Origin of the sequence: Burkholderia sp. Bp9099, from assembly GCF_003857805.1 — a bacterium.
Classification (GTDB): Bacteria; Pseudomonadota; Gammaproteobacteria; order Burkholderiales; family Burkholderiaceae; genus Burkholderia.
The window spans coordinates 40,503-63,588 of sequence record NZ_QTPU01000017.1; the positions used below are offsets into that span (position 1 = coordinate 40,503).

A 23,086-nucleotide genomic window follows, 5' to 3' on the forward strand; every position below is an offset into this window, starting at 1 on the left:
GCCTCATCGCCTCATCGCCTCATCGCCTCATCGCCTCATCGCCTCATCGCCTCATCGCCTCATCGCCTCATCGCCCCGTTGCCCCGTTGCCCCGTTGCCCCGTCGCCCCGTTGCCCCGTCGCCCCGTCGCACCGCCATGCGCGCCGTTCAGGCACCGTGCGCCGGCCCCCGTCCCTGCTCGCTGTCGAGGTGCGCCATCTGCGCGGCCGGATAACGCTCGCCGGCAGCCGCCCCGGCGGGAACCGCCGCTTCGATGCGGGCGAGATCATCGACCGTTAGTTGCAATTTAGATGCCTGAAGCGCGTCCTGGAGTTGCGTGCGCTTGCGTGCGCCGATCAGCGGCACGATGTCGTCGCCGCGCGACAGCGCCCATGCGATCGCGATCTGCGCCGGGTTGCTGCCCTTCTCGTCGGCGATCGCGCGCAGCGCGTCGACCAGCGCGAGGTTGTGCGCGAGGTTCCCGCCCTGGAACCGCGGGCTGGCCGCGCGGAAATCGCGCTCGCCCTGCCGCGCCGCGCTCCAGCCGCCGCCGAGCAGCCCGCGCGACAGCACGCCGTAGGCCGTCACGCCGATCGCGAGTTCGCGGCACACCGGCAGGATGTCCGTCTCGATCCCGCGCGACAGCAGCGAGTATTCGATCTGCAGGTCGGCGATCGGCGCGACGGCCACCGCGCGGCGGATCGTGTCGGCCCCGACCTCCGACAGGCCGATGTGGCGCACGTAGCCGGCCTTCACGAGATCGGCGATCGCCCCGACCGTCTCTTCGATCGGCACCGCCGGATCGACGCGCGCCGGCCGGTAGATGTCGATGTGGTCGGTGCCGAGCCGCTTCAGCGAATACGCGACGAAATTACGGATCGCCTGCGGCCGCGCGTCGTAGCCGACGAACGCGCCGGCCGGATCGCGCAGCGCGCCGAACTTCACGCTGATCAGCACCTGGTCGCGCGTGCGGCCGCGCAGCGCGTCTCGGATCAGCATCTCGTTGTCGCCCATCCCGTAGAAGTCGCCGGTATCGAGCAGCGTGATCCCGTTGTCGAGCGCCGCGTGCAGCGTCGCGACGCTTTCGTCGCGATCCGCCGGCCCGTAGAGATCCGACATCCCCATGCAGCCGAGCCCGATCGCCGATACCTGCGGGCCCGTGCGGCCCAGTTGACGCTTGTCCATGTCCGTTTCCTCGCGGTTGTGAGTGAATGAACCGGATTCTGGGCGTAATGCGGCGCGCGATAAACGCGAAACGCCCAACCAAATCATTCGACGCTGATTAACAATGGAGCCTCCCGATCCGTCACGTTTCCGCCCCGCATGGACCATCTGCATGCAATGCGCATCTTTGCGCGCGTCGCCCACCTCGGCAGCTTCACGAAAGCCGCCGAGCAGTTGCAATTGCCGCGCCCGACCGTCAGCAATGCCGTCCAGTACCTGGAGAAGCACCTGAAGGTGCGCCTGTTGCAGCGGACGACGCGGCGCGTCGCGCTGACCGCGGAAGGCGCGACCTACTACGAGCGCTGCACGCGACTTCTGGCCGACCTGGACGACGCCGAGACGCTGTTCGACGAAGCCGGTGCGTCGCCGCGCGGCCTGATCCGCGTCGACCTCCCCGAGCGCTTTGCACTGGACAAGGTGATTCCGGCGCTGCCGGATTTCCACGCACGCTATCCCGACCTGCGCGTGGTGCTGAGCACGACCGACCGCTTCGTCGATCTCGTCGCCGACGGGATCGACTGCGCGGTGCGGGTCGGCGTGCTGTCCGACACGTCGCTGGTCGCGCGGCGCGTCGGCGAGATGGCGCAGATCAACTGCGCGTCGCCCGCGTATCTTGCGCGATACGGCACGCCGCGCTCGCCGGACGATCTGCCCGACCACCTCGCGGTCGGCTATTTCTCGAGCCGCACGGGCCGCGAGCTGGACTGGGAATATGCGGACATGGATTCCGGCGCGCTGCAGACCGTGAAGATGCGCAGCGTGGTCGCGGTGAACAGCTCGCACGCGTATCTCGCGTGCTGCCTCGCGGGCCTCGGGCTGATCCAGGCGCCGCGCGACGGGCTCGCGCCGCTGCTGGAAGACGGCTCGCTGGTCGAGGTGCTGCCGGAATGGCATGCGGCGCCGCTGCCGGTGTCGGTCGTGTTTCCGAACGGCCGGCATCTGGCGCCGCGCGTGCGGATCTTCGTCGACTGGCTCGCGCACACGCTCGACGACGCGCACCGGGCGCAATGACGACGGCCGGCGCCAGGGCAGCCCACCCCGGGCGCCGGCCGGTCAAGCGCATCAGAACTTGTGGCGGATCGCGGCGCGCACCGCGAACTGGTTCGCCGACGACGACGGACCGTCCGTCCCGACCACGTAGCCGCCGTCGGCCGCGGTGCCCGTCTTGTCGCCGGCGACCTTCTGCCATGCGCCCTGCAGGTAGACGTCGGTGCGCTTGGACAGGCTGTAGTCGGCCATCAGCCCGACGGTGTGATATTTCGGCTTGAACGAACCGGCTGCGGCGTCGAACTTGCCGTCGGTATACACGTACTGCGCGCCGAGATAGAAATCGGGCGTGAGCTGGTACTTGCCGTTGATCTCGAAGTTCTGGAACCTGGTCGCCGTGAGCCCGAGGCCGTCGAACGTCGACGCCGGCAGGTAGACGGTCGACACCGGGTTCTTCACGTCGGTCTTCGTATAGACGAAGCCGACCGTCGCCGGACCGAACGTATAGTTGATGCCGCCGCCGAAGATCCGCAGGCGGTCGGCGACGAAGTTCGCGTCGTCGGCCGCGATCGCGCCCGCATTGCCGACGCCCGGGCTGTTCGCCTGCAGATACGCGGCCGCGACCTGCAGCCCGGCCAGCGAATACTGCGCGCCGATGCTGTACTGGCGGTTGGTCGAGAAGCCCGTGCTGTTGCTGAAGCTGTAGGTGCCGCCGAACGACAGTCCGTTCCAGTCGGGACTCGCGTACTTGACCGTGTTGTTGACGCGGAAGGAGTTGTCCGTGTTGTCGTTGTCGAACGGGTGCGAGAACAGCGTGCCGCCCCAGTTGCCGTTCGCGGTGAGCGGCGCGAGATAGTCGACGACCGCATCGTACTGGCGGCCGAAGGTCAGCGTGCCGAAGCGCGACGCGCTCAGCCCGACGAACGCCTGGCGGCCGAACATCCGGCCGCCCTGGTTGAACCGGCCGTTGTTCACGTCGAAGCCGTTTTCCAGCGTGAAGATCGCCTTCAGCCCGCCGCCGAGGTCCTCGCTGCCCTTCAGGCCCCAGCGGCTGCCCTGCGCATAGCCGCTCGCGAGCTGGTAATTCGTTTTTCCGACCCCGTTCACGCTCACGTTGTTCGTGTAGTTGAAGCCCTCGTCGATCAGGCCGTACAGCGTCACGCTGTCCTGCGCGAAGGCCGGCGCGGCGAAAGCAGCCAGCGCGGCGGCAAAAATGACGTGCTTCTTCATGACGGATCTCCGGAGCCGGGTGCCGGGCAGGCCATTCGCCCGGCAATTGTTTGGTCTGTTTTATAGAGGTGGCCCGCAGGGCGGACTGCGCGGTGTGCGGCCGCGAGGACAAAATGGTGTCACGTCGCAAACCGCCCGTCCATCGGGGCGTGGGCGCGGCCAGCAAAGCGTTGCGCTCGTCCAACTGCCCTGTTTTTCCGATGCCATGAGCACGCTTATCGGCAGCGGCCGGCCGGCCCGCTATCCGCGTAAACCCGGACGGCACCGTATCGGTGGCACAATGCGCATCCGTTCGTCATTTCTTCACGAATTCATGCTTCACCCCGATTCATGCGCGGCAGGTGCCGGCCGCGCACGCGGCGCGCGCCGGGAGGCGGCCCGATGACCGCCGCCGCCCGGGCCGGCCGCTACGCCGAACTCGATTTCTTCCGCGGCCTCGTGCTGCTGGTGATCGTCGTCGATCACATCGGCGGCAGCATCCTGTCGCGCGTGACGCTGCATGCGTACGCGCTGTGCGATGCGGCCGAGGTGTTCGTGTTCCTCGGCGGTTTCGCGACCGCCATCGCGTACAACTCGCTCGCCGAGCGCCACGACGAGGCCGCCGCGCGCCAGCGTTTCATCCGCCGTGCGTTCGAGATCTACCGCGCATTCCTCGTGACGGCCGGCCTGATGCTGCTGATCACCGCCGTGCTGAACGCGTTCTCGATCGACGGCCCGAACATGCCGACCAACGATCTCGACGGCCTGCTCCACAAGCCGCTCGCCGCGCTGCGCGACATCCTGCTGTTCCGCCGCCAGCCGTATCTCGCGTCGGTGCTGCCGATGTATGCGTTCTTCGCGCTGCTCGTCCCGCTCGCGCTGCCGCTCGCGCGCACCCAGCCGTGGCTGATGCTCGCGTTCAGCGGCTCGCTCTGGTACGCGGCGCCGCACGTCGCGCGCTTCTTGCCGACCGTCGAAGGCGCGCCGTGGGACTTCAACCCGTTCGCGTGGCAGTTCCTGTTCGTGCTCGGCGTGATCGCGCGCTGCCAGCCCGTCTACCAGACGCTCGCGCCGAAACCCCAGGGCTGGCTGCTGACGGCCGTGTCGCTCGCGATCGTCGCGGCCGGCGCGTACTACCGGCTGCGCGTCGAGCCGTTCCCGACCGATCCGTCGATCAAGCAGAACCTCGGCGCGCTGCGGCTCGCGAACTTCCTCGCGATCGCGTGGCTCGCGGCCAAGCTCGTGCACCTCGGGTGGATGAAGAAGGTCGCGCACGCGATACCGTGGATCGGCACGATCGGCCGCCAGGGGCTGCTGTGCTTCGTCGCCGGCACCGGCATCTCGCTCGCGGTCGACTCGCTGCTCTACCAGGCGACCGAAGGCTATCTCGACGTGCCGCTCGGCCTGGCCGCCGACGTCGTCGCGATGGGCCTGCTGTATCTCGTCGCGAAGCTTTATGCGCCGCTGGTGTCGCGGCTGTCGTTCCCGTTCCGTACGCGGCGATGACGTGCCGCGCCGTCACGCGCCGCTGCTACGATAGCGGGCGCCTCTCCTGAAACGCTTCGCCATGCGCCGACTCGCCCTTCCGTTCGCCGTCGCCCTGATCGCCGGCTCCATCGCCACTGCCCACGCCACGCCGGGCGGGCCCGCGGCCGCGCCGGCGACGTCCGCGCCCGCGATCGTCCCGCCCGCAACGGTGGCGCCGGCCGCCCAGGAACCGCCGGTGAATCCGGGCAGCAGCGTCGTGCTGCGCGCGTTCCGGTCGGCGTCGCTCAAGCGCGACTGGTCGTACACGGTCTACCTGCCGCCCGGCTACAACCCGGAAGGCGCGCGCTACCCGGTGCTGTACCTGCTGCACGGCAATGCCGGCAATGCAAACGACTGGATCACGCAGGGCCGGCTGCAGGCCACGGCCGACACGCTGATCGAACGCCGCGAGATCCCGCCCGTCGTGATCGTGATGCCGCAAGGCGGCACCGACTGGTACGTCGACCGCAAGGAGAAGATGCAGAGCGCGTTCCTGAACGACCTGCTGCCGGAAGTCGAAGCGCACTTCGCGGTGTCGAACCAACGCGCGGGCCGCGCGATCGGCGGCGTGTCGATGGGCGGCTTCGGCGCGCTGCGTTTCTCGCTGCTCGAACCGGGCCTGTTCTGCGGCGCGATGCTGTTGAGCCCCGCGATCTACGCGAACGAGCCGCCGCTCAATTCCGCCGCGCGCTATGTCGGCGTGTTCGGCGACCGGCAGTTCGACCCGCGCGTGTGGCACGAGCTGAACTACCCGGCCCTGATGCGCGGCTATTTCGCGCGCAACTGGCGCGTGCCGATGTTCATCGCGGCCGGCGACGACGACCTGACGATCCAGGCCGAATCGAGCGTGCTGTACACGCAGCTGCGCCGCGCGCAGAACCCGGCCGAACTGCGCATCGTCGATGGCGGGCACACGTGGGACGTGTGGCGCGGGGTGCTCGGGTCGGGGTTGAAGTACGCGCTGGAATGCGTGAAGTAATGCGTGACGTAATGGAGCCGGCCGACGCGTCAGGCAACCGCACAACGATCACCTGACGCCGCTTCCTACTCTGCGCCGGCGTCACCGGCGCAAGGCGCGCGCCGCGCTGTCGCGCTGCCTCGCGCCCGATTCAATTCCACGCGTGACGCGCCGGCCGAACGCCGTTCAGGTAGTAGTTGCCGACGAGGTGATACTTCCACCGCACCGGATCATGCAGCGTGTGCGTGCGCGCATTGCGCCAGTGCCGGTCGAGATTGTGTTCGGCGAGCGTCGACTGCGTGCCCGCCAGCTCGAACAGCTTCTCGCCCGCTAGCAGCGCGATCTCGGTCGTCAACACCTTCGCCTCGCCGACCGCGACCGATGCACGCGCGACATCGTCGTCGGTCACCGTGCCGCGCGCGCCGATCTCGTCGAGCGTGCGCGCCGCACGTTCGAGCAGCGCTTCCGCCGCATGCAGCTGGATGTGCAGACGGCCGATCTCGCGGACGATCAACGGATCGTCGGCCGCCCGCTCGACGCCGCTGTCGACCCACGGCCGCGTGCGCGTGCGCACGAACGCCTCCGTATCGGCGATCGCGGCCTTCGCGATGCCGGCATCGATCGCCGCCTGAATGATCTGCGACAGCGGGCCGTTGAGCGTCGGCTCGTCCGACACGCGCTGCGCGTGCAACACATGCGAAGCCGGCACGCGCACGCTGTCCAGCACCACCGTGCCGCTCGCGGTCGTGCGCTGCCCGAAGCCCGACCAGTCGTCGATCACGGTCAGCCCCGGCGTCGGCTGCGGAATGTAGGCGAGCCATGCCTGCTGCGCATCGTCGAGGCCGAGCACCGGCACGTAATGCGCGAACAGTGCGCCGGTCGAATAGAACTTCGTGCCGTCGACGACATAGTCGTCGCCGTCGCGCCGCACGCGCGTCTTCAGGTCGAGCACGTGCTTCGTGCCCTTCTCCGAGAAGCCGTTGCCGAAGCGCTTGCCGCTCAGGATCTCCGCGAAGAAATGGCGCTTCTGCGCATCGGTGCCGGTCAGCGCGATCACGTCGACCAGCCCGAAGTGGTTCTGCGGCAACTGCCCGAGCGACGCATCGGCCGCCGCGACGATCTTGATCACCTCGGTGAGCGTCACGTTCGAGACGCCCGCGCCGCCGTAGGCCTTCGGCACCGTGATCGCCCACAGCCCCGACTGCGAGAACCATTCGATCTCGTCGCGCGGCAGCCGGCGCTCGCGGTCCCGCTCGGCCGCCCCTTCGGCCAGCCGTTGCGCGAGTGCCTGCGCAACCGCGATCGCCTGCGCGTCGTCGGCGATCACGCGGGCCACCTGCGGTCTTGCGTCGGCCGGCCGGTCCTGAATCGTCGCGCTCGTATCTGACATCGGGCTCTCCTGTCGAATCACGAAAGCACTCAATCTAGCAGCGCGCCGCAGGCCGGCAAACCGAGCGATTCTCGTAACGATATTCCTTCGGATAACAAACGACATCGCACGGCACCGCATCCGCTTCCGCGCTTCGGCGTCGCAATCGACGCCCTGGCGTCGACGTTTCACGGCGCCGTTCGCGTAATGCGCAGCGACGATAACGATCTGCGAATCCGTTATTGGAACGTGCGCGTCGTGCTTCCTATACTGGGCTCCCGGTGCAAACGGCCCCGCCCTACGAGGAACCCCGCATGACTTCGTCGCACGCAGATACCGAATTGTCCACCGGCACCGACTACGACGCGCTCGCGAGCCGGTTCCGGCCGATCTTCGACCGGATTGCCGCCGGCACCGCCGAGCGCGAACGCCGCCGCGAACTGCCGTACGAAGCGATCGGCTGGCTCAAGGCCGCCGGCTTCGGCGCGATACGGCTGCCGGTGCGTGACGGCGGCGCCGGCGCGTCGCTGCCGCAGCTGTTCCGGCTGCTGACCGAACTCGCCGCCGCCGACTCCAATCTGCCGCAAGCGTTGCGCGGCCACTTCGCGTTCGTCGAGGACTGGCTGAACGCGCCGCCCGGGCCGCAGCGCACGACGTGGTTCGATCGTTTCGCGAGCGGCCAGCTCGTCGGCAATGCGTGGTCGGAGGCCGGCGACGTTCCGCTCGGCCAGACGATCACCAAGGTATCGGAGCAAAACGGCCGGCTCGTGTTGAACGGCCGGAAGTTCTACAGCACCGGCAGCCTGTTCGCGGACTGGATCGACGTGTTCGCGCAGCGCGAAGAGGATGGCAGCGACGTGATCGTCGCAATCGCCACCGGGCAGCCCGGCGTGATACTCGAAGACGACTGGGACGGCTTCGGCCAGAAAACGACCGGCAGCGGCACGACGCGCTTCGAGAATGCGGCGGTCGACGCCGACCACGTGATCGATTTCGCACGCCGCTTCAAATACCAGACCGCGTTCTACCAGCTGTTCCACGTCGCCACGCTGGCCGGCATCGGCCATGCGATCGTGCGCGACGCGGGCGAGCTCGTGCGCGGCCGCACGCGCGTGTACAGCCACGGCAACGCCGCGCGCGCCGGCGACGATGCGCAGCTCCAGCAGGTGATCGGCGAAATCGCGTCGTGGGCCTATGCGGCCGATGCGCTCACGCTGCGCGCTGCGCAACCGCTGCAGCAGGCGTACGTCGCACGCTTCGGCGGCGACGACGAAGCCGAACATGCCGCCAACGTCGCCGCCGAAATCGAATCCGCGCAGAGCCAGCTCGTCGTGTCGGAACTCGTGCTGCGCGCGGCGACGCGCCTGTTCGACGCGCTCGGCGCATCCGCGACGCGCAGCACGACCGCGCTCGACCGTCACTGGCGCAACGCGCGCACGGTGTCATCGCACAATCCGCTCGTCTACAAGGCGCGGATCGTCGGCGACTGGGTCATCAACGGACGCACGCCACCGTTCGTCTGGCGCGTCGGCAACGGTGCAGGTGCGCAAGCCGGCACGGAAACGGGAGCGGCGCGATGAGCAAGACCATCCGCTTCAACGCGTTCGAAATGAATTGCGTCGGCCATCAGTCACCCGGCCTGTGGGCGCATCCGCGCGATCGTTCGTGGCAGTACAAGGATCTCGACTACTGGACCGATCTCGCCCGAGTGCTCGAACGCGGGATCTTCGACGCGATCTTCATCGCGGACGTGATCGGCTATTACGACGTCTACCAGGGCAGCAACTACCACGCGCTGCACCAGGCCGCGCAGATCCCCGTCAACGATCCGCTGCAGCTCGCCGCGCCGATCGCAACGGCGACCGAGCATCTCGGTATCGGCATCACCGCGTCGACGACGTTCGAGCATCCGTACACGTTCGCGCGCCGGCTGTCGACCGCCGACCATCACACGAAGGGCCGGCTCGCGTGGAATATCGTCACGTCGTATCTGGAAAGCGGCGCGAAGAACGTCGGCGACAATGGACTGCGCACCCATGACGACCGCTATGCGGTCGCGGCCGAATACGTCGAGGTGCTGTACAAGCTGTTCGAAGGCAGCTGGGAAGACGGCGCGGTCGTGCGCGATCGCGACGGCCGCGTGTTCACGCATCCGGAGAAGGTGCACGAGATCGGCCACAAGGGGCGCTTCTTCGACGTGCCCGGCTATCACCTGTGCGAGCCGTCGCCGCAGCGCACGCCGGTGCTGTTCCAGGCCGGCGCGTCCGGCCCCGGCAAGGCGTTCGCCGCGCAGCACGCCGAATGCGTGTTCGTCGCCGCGCCGACCCGCCCGCAACTCGCGCGCTATCTCGCCGACGTGCGCGCGCAGGCCGCCGCCGCGGGCCGCGACCCGCACGACGTGCTGATCTACAACCTCGTCACGGTGATCGTCGACGAGACCGACGAGAAGGCGCAGGCCAAGTTCGACGAGTACCGCCGCTATGTGTCGTACGACGGCTCGCTCGTGTTCATGTCCGGCTGGACCGGCATCGATTTCGGCCAGTACGCGCCGACCGATCCCGTCCGGCGCGTCGAGACGAACGCGATCGTGTCGGCCGTCGAGCATCTGGCCGGCGGCGATACCGCGTGGACGATCGAGGAACTGGCCGCGTGGGGCGGCATCGGCGGGATGGGGCCCGTGTTCGTCGGCTCCGCGCAGACCGTCGCGGACATCCTGCAGGAATGGGTCGCCGCGACCGACGTCGACGGCTTCAATCTCGCGTATGCCGTTGCGCACGAAACCTTCGAGGACATCGTGCGCTACCTCGTGCCGGAGTTGCAGCGGCGCGGCGTCTATCCGACCGAATATGCGCCGGGCACGCTGCGCGAGAAGCTGTTCGGTGCGTCGGCGCGGCTGCCCGACAACCATCCGGCCGCGCGGTTTCGCGACATCGAACAGGTCAAGCGCGACGCGCAACAGGTGGCCGACTACGCGTGACGGCCAGCCGCCCCGACGAACGACCGTGCAACTGCCGCGCCGATCACCGGTCGCGCTGCCGCCGATCGCACCGCGCCCTGCCGCTCACAGCCACGTCCCGCCCTGCCGCTCGTTCGGTTCATCGGCGAGCGCGTCGAAATCGTGAATCCAGTTCAGGTGATGCAGCACGCTGTCGCGCTCGCCGAGACGCGCATTGCGCGCCTGCGCGGCCGGCCCGTCGGGCAGATGCAGCACGTCGGCCGCGGAGATCGACGCGTACTGCACCTTGCGCGTGCGGCCGCGCCGCAGCCGCTCGTACGCTTCCTGCGCCTCGCGCCAGTTGCCGCGCCCGGCCTTCGCCAGCTGCGCGGCCAGCACCATCGCGTCCTCGATCGACTGGTTCGCGCCCTGCCCGTGATGCGGCACCAGCGCATGCGCGGCGTCGCCGATCAGCGTCACGCGCCCGCGGCTCCAGCGGCCGAGCGGCGGCCGGTGGAACAGCCCCCAGCGTTGGCTGATCGGCACCGCGGTGATCATCTGCACCACCGCCGGATGCCAGTCCTTGAACAGGCGCAACTGCTCGCCCTCTTGCGCCGGCATGACCCAGTCGCGCGACGGCCACGGCGACGGATGACGCTCGACCAGCAGGAAGTTCTGGTCGCCGTTGTCGCCGATCGGATAGTGCAGCAGATGGCCGTGCGGCCCGACCCAGAACTGAATGGTCTCGGGATCGGGCAACAGGTCCATCCGCTCGGCCGGCACCACGCCGCGAAAGCCCGAGCACCCCGAATACAGCACGTCGTCGTAGCCGAGCATCCAGCGCCGCGTGATCGAACGCGCGCCGTCCGCGCCGATCACGAGATCGGCGTCGACGCGTGCGCCATTGGCGAAGCTCAGCGTGACGCGATCCGGATGCTGCGCGAGATCGACGAGCCGATGGCCGAGATGAATCTGCTCGACACCGACCGCCTTCGACAGGATCGCCTGCAGGTCCGCGCGATGCACGCCCCAGTACGCGCCGCCGAACTGCCGGCGATAGTCGGGTTCGCCGCGATGATGCCCGATCACCGTGCCGCTGCGCCCGTCGCGATAGACGAGGCCGGGAATCTCCGCGCACACCGAGTCGAAAGCCGGCCGTAATCCCATCCGTTCGTAGAAGCGCGTCGCGTTGGCCGACAGCGCGACGGCTGCCCCCACCTCGCGCAGCACGTCGGTCTGCTCGTACAGTTGCGCGTCGATGCCCAGCTCGCGCAATGCAAGCGCCAGCGTCAGGCCGCCGATGCCGGCCCCGACGATCGCGATCCTCAGATTCGTCTGCATGATGAACGTGTCTCCGATATTCAGATGGTGAGTGGTCGAGACCGCGGTGCGCGTGCCCCGCCCGGCGCGCCTGTCGAATGCGAGCGCCGTATCGGTATTTTCAGCAGCGCCCCCTTATCCCACAATAAAATGCAGGGAATCTGCCTCATCACCAAACGGAATGATCGGAGACAACCCGGAACCATGGAACTGAGCGAGATCGACCTCAATCTGTTGCTGCTGTTTCAGCGACTGATGCAGGAGCGGCGAGTGTCGACCGTCGCCGAGCAGATGAACATGAGCCAGCCGGGCGTCAGCAACGCGCTCGCGAAGCTGCGCCGCCGGCTCGGCGATCCGCTGTTCGTGCGCGGGCCGGGCGGCGTGGTGCCGACACCGTTCGCGCTGCGCCTGGCCGAACCGGTTGCGCACGCGCTGTCGACGCTGCATGCCGCGCTCAACCCCGAGACCGGTTTCGATCCGCTGCGCGCATCGCGCACGATGACGATCGGGATGACCGATATCGGCGAAGTCGTGTTCCTGCCCGCGCTGCTCGAACACCTGTCGCGCACGGCACCGGGCATCGCGCTCAATACGGTGCGCAACACGAGCGTCAATCTCGCCGACGAGATGGCCGACGGCCGCGTCGATCTCGCGATCGGCCTGCTGCCGCAGTTGCAGGGCGGGTTCTATCAGCGCCGGCTGTTCGATCAGCGATACGTGTGCCTGTTCCGGCGCGGGCATCCTCTCGAGGACGCGCCGCTGACCGTCGACGCATGGCGAGCGGCCGAGCATCTCGTCGTGGTGTCGGCCGGCACCGGTCACGGCCAGGTGGACGAATGGCTGAAGCGCCGCCGCGTGAAGCGCCGCGTGCGGCTGACGGTGCCGCATTTCATGAGCGTCGGCTATATCCTGCAGCGCACCGACCTGATCGCGACCGTGCCGGAACACCTGGCGCTGCAGCTCGCCGCGCCGTTTTCGCTCGGCTGGCGCGCGTTGCCGGTCACGCTGCCGGGCGCGCCGATCCACATGCTGTGGCACGCGCGCGTGAATCAGGATGAGGGCAACCGGTGGCTCAGGGACGTCGTGGTCAGCCTGTTCGCGGAAGCCGGAACGCGTGGACGCAAGGCCGCGCCGACGCGCAAGGCATAGCCGCTCGCGTCGCGAAATCCGGCGTGCGCGGTAGGATGTCGCTTCGACCGGCGCGGCGAGTCCATCGCGCGCCCGCCGCCGCTTTCCTCATCCAACCCGCAGGAAATCAAGCCATGTCTGCCTCGAAGAAGTTCGCCGCCGTCACGGGCGCCGGATCCGGCATCGGTCGTGCCGCGGCAATCGCGCTCGCGAACGCCGGATTTGCCGTCGCGCTGCTCGGACGCAAGGAAGCCTCGCTGCGTGAAACGAAAGAGGCGATCGTCGCCGACGGTGGCGACGCACACGCGTTTCCGGCCGACGTCACCGACGAAGCGTCGGTCGAACACGCATTCGCGCAGATCGCGCAGCGGTTCGGGCGGCTGGACGTCCTCTTCAACAATGCCGGGCGCAATGCGCCGGCCGTGCCGCTCGACGAACACGAGTTCGACGTATGGAACGACGTCGTCGCGACGAACCTGACGGGCGTCTTTCTGTGCGCGCGGGCCGCGTGGCGCCTGATGAAGGCGCAAACGCCGCAGGGTGGCCGGATCATCAACAACGGCTCGATCTCCGCCTATACGCCGCGCCCGAACACGATCGCGTACACGGCCACCAAGCATGCGGTGGCCGGCATCACCAAGTCGCTCGCGCTCGACGGCCGTGCATACAACATCGCGTGCAGCCAGATCGACATCGGCAACGCGGCGACGTCGCTGACGGATCGCATGACGGAAGGCGTGCTGCAGGCCGACGGCCGCATGGCGCCCGAGGCGCGGATGGACGTCACGCATGTCGCGAATGCGGTCGTTCAGATGGCGACTCTTCCGCTGGACACGAACATCCTGAACATGACGATCATGGCGACGACGATGCCGTTCGTGGGACGGGGATAAAGCCCGGCGCCGCGCCGTTTCTGCCGCGCCGGGCCGCGATGCCGGGCACGTCGCCCGGCTCCCCGGCGCCGCTCGTCCTTGACAAGTTGCGTGTCGCAACTAATATTACTTGCGACACGCAACTTTCCCGGGCTCGCCATGGACCTCATCGATATTCCGTCGAAGACGCGCGAAGCGACGATCCTCGAGCTTCGGGACTTCTCGCGCAAACTGGTTCGCGAACTGGGTTTCATGCGGGCGACATTGGCCGACAGCGATCTGGCGCCGTCTGCCGTTCACGCCGTTCTCGAGATAGGCATGGCGCCCGGCATCAGCGCGAAGGATCTGGGCAGCATTCTGCGTCTGGATAAATCGAACACGAGCAGGCAGCTTTCGCGGCTCGAAACGGCCGGCTTCGTGACGCGCCGCATCTCGCCCGACGATGCGCGTGCGACGCAGCTGTACCTGACTGCCGACGGGCAGAAACTGCGCAAGAAGATCGACCAGTTTGCGACACGTCAGGTGTCGAATGCGTTACGCCGGATGGTTCCGGCGGACCAGCAAACTCTCGTCCGCGCCCTCGCGCTTTATAGCGATGCGCTCGCGCAAGACAATGCCACCGACGCGCGCACGCCTAAAGCGGACACCACGCAGATCGTCGACGGCTACCAGCCCGGCTGTATCGGCGACATAGCAAGCCTTCACGCGCGCTTCTATTCGGAACACTGGGGGTTCGGCGCTTTCTTCGAGAAAAAGGTGGCGACCGAACTCGCGGAATTTGCCGGCACCCTGCCGGCCGAGGGCAAGGCTCTGTGGCTCCATGCCGAACACGGCCGCGCGCTCGCGTCGGTCGCGATAGACGGGAATAAAGCCACGGGAATCGCACATTTGCGGTGGTTCATCGTCGATGATGGATTGCGTGGCTTCGGGATCGGACGGGAACTGATGACGCGCGCCATGCATTTCGTCGATGAGCAGCAGTTCGACGAGACCTACCTGTGGACGTTCAAGGGGCTGGATTCGGCACGCCACCTGTATGAATCGTTCGGTTTTGCGCTGACCAGCGAATCGGAGGGCGCGCAATGGGGAACCAACGTCGTCGAGCAGCGCTTCAGCCGGCGGCGGCCAGGTCGATAAGTCGCCGCACGTTTCATCGATCGTGATAGATCGCGAGCCAGACCGACCGTTCTTCAGGATGCGTCCACGCGACACGATGCCGGCAATGCGGTTCGATCAGCACGTAATCGCCGGGGCGCATGTCGTGCAGCGTCGCGTCCGCTTCGAACTCGAGCACCGCGGCGCCTGACAGCAGCACGACCCATTCGGCACGCGAATCGTCGTACCAGAATCCATCGGGACTCGTGTGCCCCATCGACACGATCCGCTCGACGTTCAGGCGCGATCCCGCGACGAGCACGTCGACGCGCTCGTCGTCGCCGCGCGCACCTTCGAGGCTGAACAGGTTGCCGGTCTGGCGTTGCATGGTTCGACTCCGGGTCGGCCTTCGGCTGAAGGCGAATGACGCCAATGTAGCGCGAAGGCCGGCATTGCGGCGAACTTGTTTGCGGGTTCCGGCAAGCGCTGCATTCACGCGGCCGCCTCGGCGTCGATATCGCGCGCCGTCGGTTCATGACGCACGATCAGCAGGAACACGATCGGCGTGGCCGCGCTGACCGCGACGACCCAGAACATGTCCGTGCCGAGACGGGCCTGCAGGATCGGCAGCACGAACAGCGCGAGCGCCTGGCCGATCCCGCACAGCGAGCGTCCGAAGCCGACACCGGTGCCGCGGATCGCTGCCGGATAGGACAGCGTCGGATAGATCATCATCTGCGCACCCGGCCCGAAACCTTCGGCGAACAGCCATGTACCAAGCATCAGCAGCACGAGGCCGATCGCGAACGCGCCGTGCGGATGCCCCGCCAGCGCGAGCGCGACGAGTGCGACGAACTGCAGCGCGAAGCCCGCGATCGCGACGTGACGCGACGGATATCGATACGCGAGACGCATGCCCAGCAAGCCGCCGGTCAACGCGAACAGCACGTTCAGCGCAAGCGACGCCGCGATCGTCTCGAACACGCCCGCGCCGAGAAACTGCGACAGGATCGACGGCAGGAAGAACGCGATCGCCGTGTATTCGAACGGAATGCACAGGTTCATCACGCTGGCGACGATCGTTCGGCCGAGATACGGACGCTGGAACAGCACGCGAATCCGCACGGGCGGCGGGCTCGGCTCGCGCGGCGCGTCGTCCGCTTCATGGGCGTGAATGCCGTACGACTCGCGCAGGATGCGCGCGGCATTGGCCAGGTCGCCCTGGTTCGCGGCCCACAACGGCGATTCGTTCATGAAGCGATTCCGGACCAGGATGATGACGAGCGCCGGCACCGCGCCGAAGATCAGCGACGCGCGCCACAGCCAGCCCGCATGCTCGGCCGGCAGCAGGAAATACATGCCGAAGATCAGCAGGAAGCACACCGACGACGCCACGTACCACATCGGGCACCACGCAGCGAGCCGCGATGCCTTGTTGCCACGGCCGTTGAACTTCGAGAATTCCGCGAGAAACGCCATCGCGACGGGCAGGTCGATGCCGACCCCGAGCCCCATCACGAAGCGCGCGGCGATCAGCACCCAGACGTTCGGCGCGAGCCCGGCCGCGATCGCCGCGACGACGAAGAACAGCATGTCGGCCATGAACACCTGATAACGGCCGATCCTGTCGGTCAGCCATCCGCCGATCAGGCTGCCGAAGATCGTGCCGATCATGATCGCCGAGCCGACCAGCCCCGTCAGCGCGGGCGTCAGGCCGAATTCGCGCGCGACGTCGTCGATGCCGTACGACAGTGTCGTCAGGTCGTACGCGTCGAGAAACACGCCGCCGAGCGCGAGCAGCACGATCATCCGCGCGTGGCTGACGGAACTGTCCGTCGTATTGATCAGGCGCGCGACATCGCTCGCGGAGCGGATGGGCGCGGAAACCGGCGTGACTGCGTTCAGATCGATCGAACTCATCGCATTCCCTTGTTCGCCGCATGGCCGGCGATGTCCACATGGAGACAGGAACCCGACACGTGCATGCACGCTCGCCATCACATGAAAAGTGGATGCTGGAGCGTCGACACACAGGCATTCGGGTTCCGGAAGCGACGATTCTGTTCCCGCGATCCGGCATTCCCAACCGATATAAACCGATAAATTATTCGGTGCACGTCATAAAGTTTCGCGGACGCATACGCCTGGCAGGCACGCGCAGGTGCAATCGCGACCGCGGCGGGCTCGAGGCAATTCGAGCGCGGCCACGCGCCTGCGTGTCGCGCCACGCGTCATGCCGGCGGCTGAAACGCGACGACCTTGTTCCGGCCGGTCGCCTTCGCGTAGTACAACGCTTCGTCGGCAGCCTTGATCACGGCCTCGGCCTCGGCATCGTGCTCGGGCGTCCAACTCGCCAGGCCGATACTGGCCGTGACGTGCCCGTGTTCGCTGCCGGCGTGTTCGAGCGGCAGCTCGTCGATCGCCGCGCGAATCCGCTCGGCAATCTGGGCGGCACCCGTCTCGGCGGTATCGGGGAGCAGCACGACGAATTCCTCTCCGCCATAGCGGGCTGCGGTGTCGGCCGGCCGGCGAATGTTGTCGCCGATGCAGCGCGCAACCGCAGCCAACGCATCGTCTCCCGCCTGGTGGCCGTAGGTATCGTTGTAGGCCTTGAAGCGGTCGACATCGACGAACAGCAACGAGAACACCGATCGCGCGCGCCGCGCGCGGCGCCATTCGCGGTCCAGCACTTCCGCGAAGCTGCGGCGATTGTTCAGGCCGGTGAGACCGTCGGTGCGGGCGAGCAGCACGAGTTCCGACTCGGCGCGCATCCGGCGCCGGAGTTGCGTGCCGAGCATGAAGGACACCCCGATGAACGCGGCGCCGAACGTCGCCACCAGCGCGCCGATCGTCACGGCGCGGTGCCGCCAGGCCGCATAGATATCCTGCTCCGCTTCCGCGACCATGATGATCAGCGGGAGCTTGGGTAGATGTTTGAAGTAATAGAGACGGCGCACGCCGTCGATCGACGACGTTTCAGAGAACGAGCCCTCCGGCGCGGTCTGGAATCGCCGGAAGGTCGCGGCTTTGCTGATGTTGCGCCCGATGGTATGCACGTCGTACGGCTGGCGCATCACCATCACGCCGTCGTTGCCGATCAGCGAGATCGAGCCGTGCTGTCCAAGCGACAGGCCGGCGAACAGTTGGTGGAAATACTCGAGGTTGACCGCAATGAGCACGACGCCGGCAAACGAGCCGTCCGGGTTCGAGATCCGCCGCGAGAGCCCGATGCTGGGCGAGCCTCTTCGCAGGCGCGATATGAACGGATCGCTGACGTAGAGCCCTGCGTCCGGATTGTCGCGGTGGATGGTGAAATACTTGCGATCGGCGAAATTGCCGTGACGCGGCTCGTCGCCGGCGGAATCGAGGACGATGTTGCCGCTGGCGTCGAGCACCAGCATCGAGCCGAGAAACTCTGCCGTCATGGCGTGATCGAACAGCACGGCGCGCCGCAAGCTCGCGGGCGCGGTCATCACGTCGTGACGTTGAAGCCCCGCGATGACAGCCTGCAGCGACAGGTCGTAGAGTTCGAAATTGCGTTCGATGTCGCGCTCGGCGATCAGGCCGAGATTGCGGGAGGTTTCGCTCGCCCGCGCGAGCGCGTCGTTACGGCTCTGGAACAGCTGCAACACGCACAGACCCATGAGCGCGCACGCAATCACGATACCGATCACGACGATGGTATAGGGCGCCGTCGACCTGAATTGCATGTGTCTCCTCGATGATCACGCTCGTGCGCGGCGCACGACGCGATTACCTCATACTAAATAACGCGCGGGGACATATCAAGCGGGGTTGCCCCGGTCACCGCGCGGCATGGCGCACGATGCCGGGATGCTGCACAACCGTCCCTCACACATCCGGATCCGGAATTCGCGCCGACTGAATCACGACCAGCGTATCCCCCGCCTCGATCCGGCACGGCGGATCCTCGTAGAACGAATGGATCTTCCCGCAGCGATCGAGCCCGACGACGATCGCGCCCGGCACGACGTTCGTCATGCAGCCGATTTCGTGCGGCAATGCCTCGCGCTCCAGCAGCGTCGCGCGCCCGCGCGTCGACAGCATGTCGTTCACGAACGGCACGATGTAGCGGCTATGCACCGCATCCGCGAGCAGCAGCGCGCCGATCTTCGTCGACGACACGATCACGTCCGCGCCCGCCTGCCGCAGCTGCCGCTGATACAGGTTCTCCTGGATCCGCACGACGATCTTCGTCTCGGGCGCGATGCTGCGCACCGACAGCGTCAGCAGGATCGCGGTCGGGTCGTCGGTCACCGAGATGATCACGGCCTTCGCCGAGCGCACTTGCGCCTGCTGCAGCAGATCCTCGTGCGCGGGATCGCCGAGCAGCCCCGTCACGCCGAGCGACGTCGCTGCCTCGAGCGCCTGCTGCTGCGCGTCGATCACGATGACCGTCGACGGATCGACACCGCTTTCGAGCAGCTCGCGCACGGCGATCGACCCCGACAGGCCGTAGCCGCACACGACGATGTGATCGGACAGTTGCTTCTGCAGGCGTTTCATGCGGAATTCCTCGATGACGCGCTGGATCACGAACTGATACGCCGTGCCCAGGAAGATGAACCAGATGCCGATGCGGATCGGCACGATGAAGAATGCATCGATCAGACGCGCGCGCGCGGTGACCGGCACGATGTCGCCGTAGCCGACCGTCGCGACCGTGACCATCGTGAAGTACACGAGATCGGCGACATTCATCGGCGTGCTCTTGGTCGAATCGCGCAGGCCGTCGCGATCGAGATACAGCACGAGAAACGCGAGCATGCACAGCACCACGACCGCGCCGAGACGGAACAGCAGCGTGCGCCGCGGCGACGTCGCGGGACGCGTGAACAGCGTGCGCGCACGCGGCGCCTGCCACGGATCGCGGGCACGACGCAGGCGGGAGCGCAACGAGCGGCGCTTGTCGGAGGGCGTTGCCAACGGGGAATCTCCTGAAGATTGCGGGCTCGATTCTACGACGGGAACACGCGGGCCCGTCCGCTACAGCATGCTGCGCGGCCGCACCATCGTCCCGTCAGCGAAACGCCCGGCGCGGAACGCCGCCAGGTCGAGCGACGGCGCGCCCGTATCGACCCATTCGGCCAGCAGCCGCCCGACGATCGGCCCCATCGCGAAGCCGTGCCCGCAGAAGCCGGTCGCGATCGCGAGCCCGGACGGCGTGCCGGGCGCGTCGATCACCGGAATCCCGTCGGGCAGCACGTCGATCAGGCCGGCCCAGGCCTCGACGATCTGCGCGTCCTTCAGCGCGGGGAAGATCGCCTTCAGCTTCGCGAGCGCGCGCGGCGCATGCGCGCGATTCGGCTGCGGCTGCGGATCGCGCGGCTCGATCGGCCCGCCTCCGCCGCCGATGCGCGCGCAGGCATCGCGCCACGCGGCGCCATTCAGATGCAGCCGGAACTTCTCGCGCTGCGACCAGAATTCCGGCCAGAACAGGCTCAGGCCGCGCAGATGGCCGAGCGTCAGGTCGACGTCGACCTGCATGTCGTCGGCGAGATTGATCGCGCCGTTGCTGCGTTGCCGGATGCCGAGGCCGTGCCCCCAGATCGTCGACGCGGACACGTCGGGCAACACGTTGGTGCGCATGCAGGTGCCGCGCACGGCCTGCTGCGGCAGCCGGATGCCGACGCCGTCGAGCAGCCGGAAGCTGGTCGCGCCGGCCGCGCAGATCACGCGCCGCGTGCGGATCGTGCCGCGCTCGGTCACGACGCCGACGACCGCGCCGCCGGCCGTCTCGATCGCCGTCACGCCGCAGCCTTCGAAGAAACGCGCGCCGGCTTGCGTCGCGCGCGCCGCGAACGCGGCGGCCACGCGGCGCGGTTCGGCCTGCCCGTCGGTCGCCGTATACAGCCCGCCGAGCGTGCGCGCCTGCGTCGACAGCCCGGTCACGCGTTCGTCGATTTCCGCGCGCGTCAGCGTGCGCGTGTCGAGCCCGTGTTCGCGCGCAACGGCGAGCCACGCCTGGAACGACGCCCAGTCGTCGTCGTTGTCGGCGATATAGAGGCAACCGCCCTGCCGCCATTCGAGGTCGAAGCCGAGCGCCTGCTCGAGCCCTTCCCAGATCCGCATGCCGGCCATCATCAGCGGCACTTCGGCGGACTCGCGGCCCTGCTGCCGCACGAAGCCCCATGCGCGCGTCGATTGCTGGCCGGCAATGCGCGACTTGTCGAGCACGACGGCCTTCAGGCCGCGCAGGCCGAGGTAGTAGGCGGCCGCGCAGCCCATGATGCCGGCGCCGGCGATCACGATGTCGGCTTCGGCCGGAAACGCCGTGTCGGCGTGCGTCAATGCGTCGTGCAGCGGATAGGTGGTCGTCATTGTTCTCTGTTGGCGTCGATACGCCGGCACACGCATCGGCGTTCGCGATGGCATGCGCCGGACAGGCGCCCGGATTGAGGATCGGGAGGGCGAACGTGGGGGAAAGTCGATGAACGATCCGGTGCGCGGCCGCGGCCCCGCCATCGGTGACGGTTGCCCGTCGACCGTCCCTGTTTTTTCGCCTTGACGGCGCTATGTTACCGCGCGATAAACTGTATATCCATACAGTATTTCTTCAGCAGTAACATGATCCTCCCCCCATTCGATCCCCCGAAGCTGAACGACCTCACCGAATGGTGGACGAAGTGCACCTACGCCGACGTCCAGCGCCTGATCCTCGAGGTGCAGCACCTTCGTCTGACGCTGTGGGAACTGAAAGCGCACGTCGCGGATGCATCGCGCGGGATCCGCGTGCTCGATCCGGCCATGCTCGCGCACGGTTCCGCACTGAGACGGCTGACCTACCTGCTCGAAAAGGAAATCGAGCGCGCGAATCCGATCGGCCGCTCGCGCGACGTGTATGCACCGTTTTCCGATGAATGGCGCGCGCGTGAAGCGCTGCGATGTGCATTGCGCGCGCAGCCCGAACCCGCGGAAACCGGCACGCTTCCCTGCACGATTCCGGAATTCCAGCGCATCACCTGGGCCGAGCTTCGCGATCGCTGGCGTCACCTGAGCGACAGGCAATCGAGCCGGCAGAACATCGAGCAACGCATGGTGCTCGAGATCGCGCGTCAGCGATCCGTGATCCTCGCGCGCGCGCGAAAACTCGTCGATGCCGCGATCGCCGAAGCGGCCGCGGAAGGCAAGCAGTTGTTCGCGCTCGATCAGCTCAAGCGGCTGCTGTCCGTCGAGCGGGAAGACGGAGAGCCGTTCACGTATATGCCGGCGTAAGGCGATTCGAATTCGGTGGTCGTTTTTCGAGGGTTCTTCGATGTCGTTCGTTTTCCTGATCATGACGACATGACGATACTTTCCCGTGCAATGCGTCGGGCAGGCCATGCTTCATTGATCAATGCCGAAGGCGCGATGACCGCGAGGTCATCGCGCCACATGGACGTTATCGAAGATCGAAAGGCGCGGTTCGCGCCGGGACGATCCCGGTGCAACCGGTATCGGGGTGATCAGTGTGGATAGCTCAACCGACGCGTTTGCGCGCGCACCGTGCGGTTGTACGGCTGAAGCCGCGCGAGCTGTTCGATCGACATCGTGACGACTTCGAGCACATGCCGTGCGATCTCGTCGTCCGTCATGCCGGCGTCGACGTACTGTTCGATGCTCATCGTTCGGGGCGGATGGCTGCCCGCGTCGGCGTCGACGATGTAAATCCTGGCGGTACGGTGCTCCGACGACAACATGAGCTGGACAGTTTTACCGAGAACGACGATCTGCATGCACAAAGTGGCCATTCGCTGCCTCCAATTGCGTTGCCTTCAATCGAGCATCGAACGATACCTCACAACCCGGGCGATGAATCTACTCGCTTCCCCGGATATTCGAAACTATCAGGAATCAATCGCGGGCCGGCTGTCCATCGCCTTCCGCGAACCTTTCTGCCGGGCGCGACGATCCGGGCGCGTCGCCATGCGGCAACGGCGCCACGCGGCAAAGGCGAGAAGGTGCGCGCGACCCCGCCGCGCATCCGGGCGTCACTCGTGATTTTCGCTTTGAATGGGGGGCGCCCGTTCGGCGCCCTAATGGCTCACAGTGCATGCACCGGCCGGTCGAGCCGGCGCCCGTCGTGCCCGGGCAAACGACGCGCTACGCGTAGCGGCTCAACCAGGCTTCGGAGAATGCTTTCGCGTAGGCGACGGCGTCCGCTTCGGTATCGAATTCGCCCAGCTTGCGGAAAGCGGCCTCGCGGCTGAAACCCAGCTTCGTGACCTCGACCTGGGCGGCATATTTGCCGTCCTCCGTCACGCGCGGTTCGCAGTTCATTTCGTACCCGCGCATCACAAATTTCTTCTGCATCGCTTCAACACTATTTTGAGACGGGCGAATCGTAGCATGGGGTTCCGCCGCGTTCATGCGCGTGCCCGACCAGAGCATCCCCATCGGTTTCATTAGAGTAAGCCGTCGAACCATCCGCGTGTAAGATCCGGGGCCAGCTGGCCCGACACGGACGCCATGTAAAAATTTGT

General features: G+C 67.0%; 20 protein-coding genes. 9 read left to right on the forward strand and 11 right to left on the reverse strand.

Annotation, left to right across the window (positions count from 1 at the left end; all coding sequences use genetic code 11):
• Window positions 1-147: 147 nt before the first annotated feature.
• The gene (locus tag DIE17_RS20715) at window positions 148-1,164 is read right to left on the reverse strand and encodes an aldo/keto reductase (RefSeq protein ID WP_124921255.1); all 1,017 of its coding nucleotides are present in this window, start codon (window positions 1,162-1,164) and stop codon (window positions 148-150) included.
• 138 nt (window positions 1,165-1,302) lie between these two features.
• Here DIE17_RS20715 and DIE17_RS20720 point away from each other — a divergent pair, with 138 nt between their 5' ends.
• A complete protein-coding gene (locus DIE17_RS20720) occupies window positions 1,303-2,214 on the forward strand; it encodes a LysR family transcriptional regulator (RefSeq protein ID WP_124921256.1) in 912 nt (303 codons plus the stop codon).
• A 51-nt stretch (window positions 2,215-2,265) separates the two neighbouring features.
• Here the strand turns inward: DIE17_RS20720 and DIE17_RS20725 are convergent, their stop codons facing one another.
• Window positions 2,266-3,420: a porin gene (locus tag DIE17_RS20725; RefSeq protein WP_044843230.1), complete on the reverse strand. Its 1,155-nt coding sequence runs from the start codon at window positions 3,418-3,420 to the stop codon at window positions 2,266-2,268.
• Between the two features lie 381 nt (window positions 3,421-3,801).
• Here DIE17_RS20725 and DIE17_RS20735 point away from each other — a divergent pair, with 381 nt between their 5' ends.
• Together DIE17_RS20735 and DIE17_RS20740 are read left to right on the forward strand one after the other, a co-directional pair.
• Entirely contained in the window at window positions 3,802-4,905 is a 1,104-nt protein-coding gene (locus DIE17_RS20735) for an OpgC domain-containing protein (protein WP_124921257.1), read from the forward strand.
• A 61-nt stretch (window positions 4,906-4,966) separates the two neighbouring features.
• Window positions 4,967-5,905: an alpha/beta hydrolase gene (locus tag DIE17_RS20740; protein ID WP_124488130.1), complete on the forward strand. Its 939-nt coding sequence runs from the start codon at window positions 4,967-4,969 to the stop codon at window positions 5,903-5,905.
• A 130-nt stretch (window positions 5,906-6,035) separates the two neighbouring features.
• Here DIE17_RS20740 and DIE17_RS20745 read toward each other — a convergent pair whose 3' ends face one another.
• The gene (locus DIE17_RS20745; protein WP_124488131.1) at window positions 6,036-7,274 is read right to left on the reverse strand and encodes an SfnB family sulfur acquisition oxidoreductase; all 1,239 of its coding nucleotides are present in this window, start codon (window positions 7,272-7,274) and stop codon (window positions 6,036-6,038) included.
• Window positions 7,275-7,567: 293 nt separating this feature from the next.
• On the opposite strand from DIE17_RS20745, the gene DIE17_RS20750 reads away from it, so the two are divergent.
• Window positions 7,568-8,833: an acyl-CoA dehydrogenase family protein gene (locus DIE17_RS20750; protein ID WP_044843227.1), complete on the forward strand. Its 1,266-nt coding sequence runs from the start codon at window positions 7,568-7,570 to the stop codon at window positions 8,831-8,833.
• A complete protein-coding gene (locus tag DIE17_RS20755) occupies window positions 8,830-10,230 on the forward strand; it encodes an LLM class flavin-dependent oxidoreductase (protein ID WP_124921258.1) in 1,401 nt (466 codons plus the stop codon). The genes DIE17_RS20750 and DIE17_RS20755 overlap by 4 nt, the downstream gene beginning before the upstream one ends.
• An 84-nt stretch (window positions 10,231-10,314) precedes the next feature.
• On the opposite strand, the gene DIE17_RS20760 is transcribed toward DIE17_RS20755, so the two are convergent.
• A complete protein-coding gene (locus DIE17_RS20760; RefSeq protein ID WP_124921259.1) occupies window positions 10,315-11,529 on the reverse strand; it encodes an FAD-dependent monooxygenase in 1,215 nt (404 codons plus the stop codon).
• 183 nt (window positions 11,530-11,712) lie between these two features.
• Here DIE17_RS20760 and DIE17_RS20765 point away from each other — a divergent pair, with 183 nt between their 5' ends.
• The 3 genes from DIE17_RS20765 (at window position 11,713) to DIE17_RS20775 (ending at window position 14,645) form a co-directional block, all read left to right on the forward strand.
• Window positions 11,713-12,657 carry a LysR family transcriptional regulator gene (locus DIE17_RS20765; RefSeq protein WP_124488134.1) on the forward strand — a complete coding sequence of 315 codons (945 nt, stop codon included), beginning with the start codon at window positions 11,713-11,715 and terminating at the stop codon, window positions 12,655-12,657.
• Window positions 12,658-12,770: 113 nt separating this feature from the next.
• Window positions 12,771-13,529: an SDR family oxidoreductase gene (locus tag DIE17_RS20770; RefSeq protein WP_124520955.1), complete on the forward strand. Its 759-nt coding sequence runs from the start codon at window positions 12,771-12,773 to the stop codon at window positions 13,527-13,529.
• Window positions 13,530-13,667: 138 nt separating this feature from the next.
• Entirely contained in the window at window positions 13,668-14,645 is a 978-nt protein-coding gene (locus tag DIE17_RS20775; RefSeq protein ID WP_124921260.1) for a helix-turn-helix domain-containing GNAT family N-acetyltransferase, read from the forward strand.
• Between the two features lie 13 nt (window positions 14,646-14,658).
• On the opposite strand, the gene DIE17_RS20780 is transcribed toward DIE17_RS20775, so the two are convergent.
• The 5 genes from DIE17_RS20780 to DIE17_RS20800 all read right to left on the reverse strand — a co-directional run bounded on the left by DIE17_RS20780 (window position 14,659) and on the right by DIE17_RS20800 (window position 20,945).
• Window positions 14,659-14,991, reverse strand: a complete 333-nt coding sequence (locus tag DIE17_RS20780) for a cupin domain-containing protein (RefSeq protein ID WP_044843221.1) — start codon at window positions 14,989-14,991, stop codon at window positions 14,659-14,661.
• A gap of 104 nt (window positions 14,992-15,095) precedes the next feature.
• Window positions 15,096-16,523 carry an MFS transporter gene (locus tag DIE17_RS20785; protein WP_044843220.1) on the reverse strand — a complete coding sequence of 476 codons (1,428 nt, stop codon included), beginning with the start codon at window positions 16,521-16,523 and terminating at the stop codon, window positions 15,096-15,098.
• 311 nt (window positions 16,524-16,834) lie between these two features.
• Window positions 16,835-18,313, reverse strand: a complete 1,479-nt coding sequence (locus DIE17_RS20790) for a sensor domain-containing diguanylate cyclase (protein WP_124488138.1) — start codon at window positions 18,311-18,313, stop codon at window positions 16,835-16,837.
• Window positions 18,314-18,455: 142 nt separating this feature from the next.
• Window positions 18,456-19,550: a TrkA family potassium uptake protein gene (locus DIE17_RS20795; RefSeq protein WP_044843218.1), complete on the reverse strand. Its 1,095-nt coding sequence runs from the start codon at window positions 19,548-19,550 to the stop codon at window positions 18,456-18,458.
• Window positions 19,551-19,610: 60 nt separating this feature from the next.
• Window positions 19,611-20,945: an FAD-binding oxidoreductase gene (locus DIE17_RS20800; RefSeq protein ID WP_124520721.1), complete on the reverse strand. Its 1,335-nt coding sequence runs from the start codon at window positions 20,943-20,945 to the stop codon at window positions 19,611-19,613.
• A gap of 246 nt (window positions 20,946-21,191) precedes the next feature.
• Between DIE17_RS20800 and DIE17_RS20805 the strand changes: the two genes are divergently transcribed.
• Window positions 21,192-21,839: a hypothetical protein gene (locus tag DIE17_RS20805; protein ID WP_124921261.1), complete on the forward strand. Its 648-nt coding sequence runs from the start codon at window positions 21,192-21,194 to the stop codon at window positions 21,837-21,839.
• A 230-nt stretch (window positions 21,840-22,069) separates the two neighbouring features.
• Here DIE17_RS20805 and DIE17_RS20810 read toward each other — a convergent pair whose 3' ends face one another.
• Both DIE17_RS20810 and DIE17_RS20815 read right to left on the reverse strand, forming a co-directional pair.
• Window positions 22,070-22,354 (reverse strand): hypothetical protein, encoded by a 285-nt coding sequence (locus DIE17_RS20810; RefSeq protein WP_124520723.1) that lies wholly within the window; start codon window positions 22,352-22,354, stop codon window positions 22,070-22,072.
• 352 nt (window positions 22,355-22,706) lie between these two features.
• The gene (locus tag DIE17_RS20815) at window positions 22,707-22,916 is read right to left on the reverse strand and encodes a hypothetical protein (protein ID WP_044843214.1); all 210 of its coding nucleotides are present in this window, start codon (window positions 22,914-22,916) and stop codon (window positions 22,707-22,709) included.
• Window positions 22,917-23,086 lie beyond the last annotated feature (170 nt).

Bases quoted from the DNA above. Each gene is read 5' to 3' on its own strand.
- DIE17_RS20715 (WP_124921255.1), bottom strand. From the start codon at position 1,164: ATGGACAAGCGTCAACTGGGCCGCACGGGCCCGCAGGTATCGGCGATC.
- DIE17_RS20720 (WP_124921256.1), top strand. From the start codon at position 1,303: ATGGACCATCTGCATGCAATGCGCATCTTTGCGCGCGTCGCCCACCTC.
- DIE17_RS20725 (WP_044843230.1), bottom strand. From the start codon at position 3,420: ATGAAGAAGCACGTCATTTTTGCCGCCGCGCTGGCTGCTTTCGCCGCG.
- DIE17_RS20735 (WP_124921257.1), top strand. From the start codon at position 3,802: ATGACCGCCGCCGCCCGGGCCGGCCGCTACGCCGAACTCGATTTCTTC.
- DIE17_RS20740 (WP_124488130.1), top strand. From the start codon at position 4,967: ATGCGCCGACTCGCCCTTCCGTTCGCCGTCGCCCTGATCGCCGGCTCC.
- DIE17_RS20745 (WP_124488131.1), bottom strand. From the start codon at position 7,274: ATGTCAGATACGAGCGCGACGATTCAGGACCGGCCGGCCGACGCAAGA.
- DIE17_RS20750 (WP_044843227.1), top strand. From the start codon at position 7,568: ATGACTTCGTCGCACGCAGATACCGAATTGTCCACCGGCACCGACTAC.
- DIE17_RS20755 (WP_124921258.1), top strand. From the start codon at position 8,830: ATGAGCAAGACCATCCGCTTCAACGCGTTCGAAATGAATTGCGTCGGC.
- DIE17_RS20760 (WP_124921259.1), bottom strand. From the start codon at position 11,529: ATGCAGACGAATCTGAGGATCGCGATCGTCGGGGCCGGCATCGGCGGC.
- DIE17_RS20765 (WP_124488134.1), top strand. From the start codon at position 11,713: ATGGAACTGAGCGAGATCGACCTCAATCTGTTGCTGCTGTTTCAGCGA.
- DIE17_RS20770 (WP_124520955.1), top strand. From the start codon at position 12,771: ATGTCTGCCTCGAAGAAGTTCGCCGCCGTCACGGGCGCCGGATCCGGC.
- DIE17_RS20775 (WP_124921260.1), top strand. From the start codon at position 13,668: ATGGACCTCATCGATATTCCGTCGAAGACGCGCGAAGCGACGATCCTC.
- DIE17_RS20780 (WP_044843221.1), bottom strand. From the start codon at position 14,991: ATGCAACGCCAGACCGGCAACCTGTTCAGCCTCGAAGGTGCGCGCGGC.
- DIE17_RS20785 (WP_044843220.1), bottom strand. From the start codon at position 16,523: ATGAGTTCGATCGATCTGAACGCAGTCACGCCGGTTTCCGCGCCCATC.
- DIE17_RS20790 (WP_124488138.1), bottom strand. From the start codon at position 18,313: ATGCAATTCAGGTCGACGGCGCCCTATACCATCGTCGTGATCGGTATC.
- DIE17_RS20800 (WP_124520721.1), bottom strand. From the start codon at position 20,945: ATGACGACCACCTATCCGCTGCACGACGCATTGACGCACGCCGACACG.
- DIE17_RS20805 (WP_124921261.1), top strand. From the start codon at position 21,192: ATGATCCTCCCCCCATTCGATCCCCCGAAGCTGAACGACCTCACCGAA.
- DIE17_RS20810 (WP_124520723.1), bottom strand. From the start codon at position 22,354: ATGGCCACTTTGTGCATGCAGATCGTCGTTCTCGGTAAAACTGTCCAG.
- DIE17_RS20815 (WP_044843214.1), bottom strand. From the start codon at position 22,916: ATGCAGAAGAAATTTGTGATGCGCGGGTACGAAATGAACTGCGAACCG.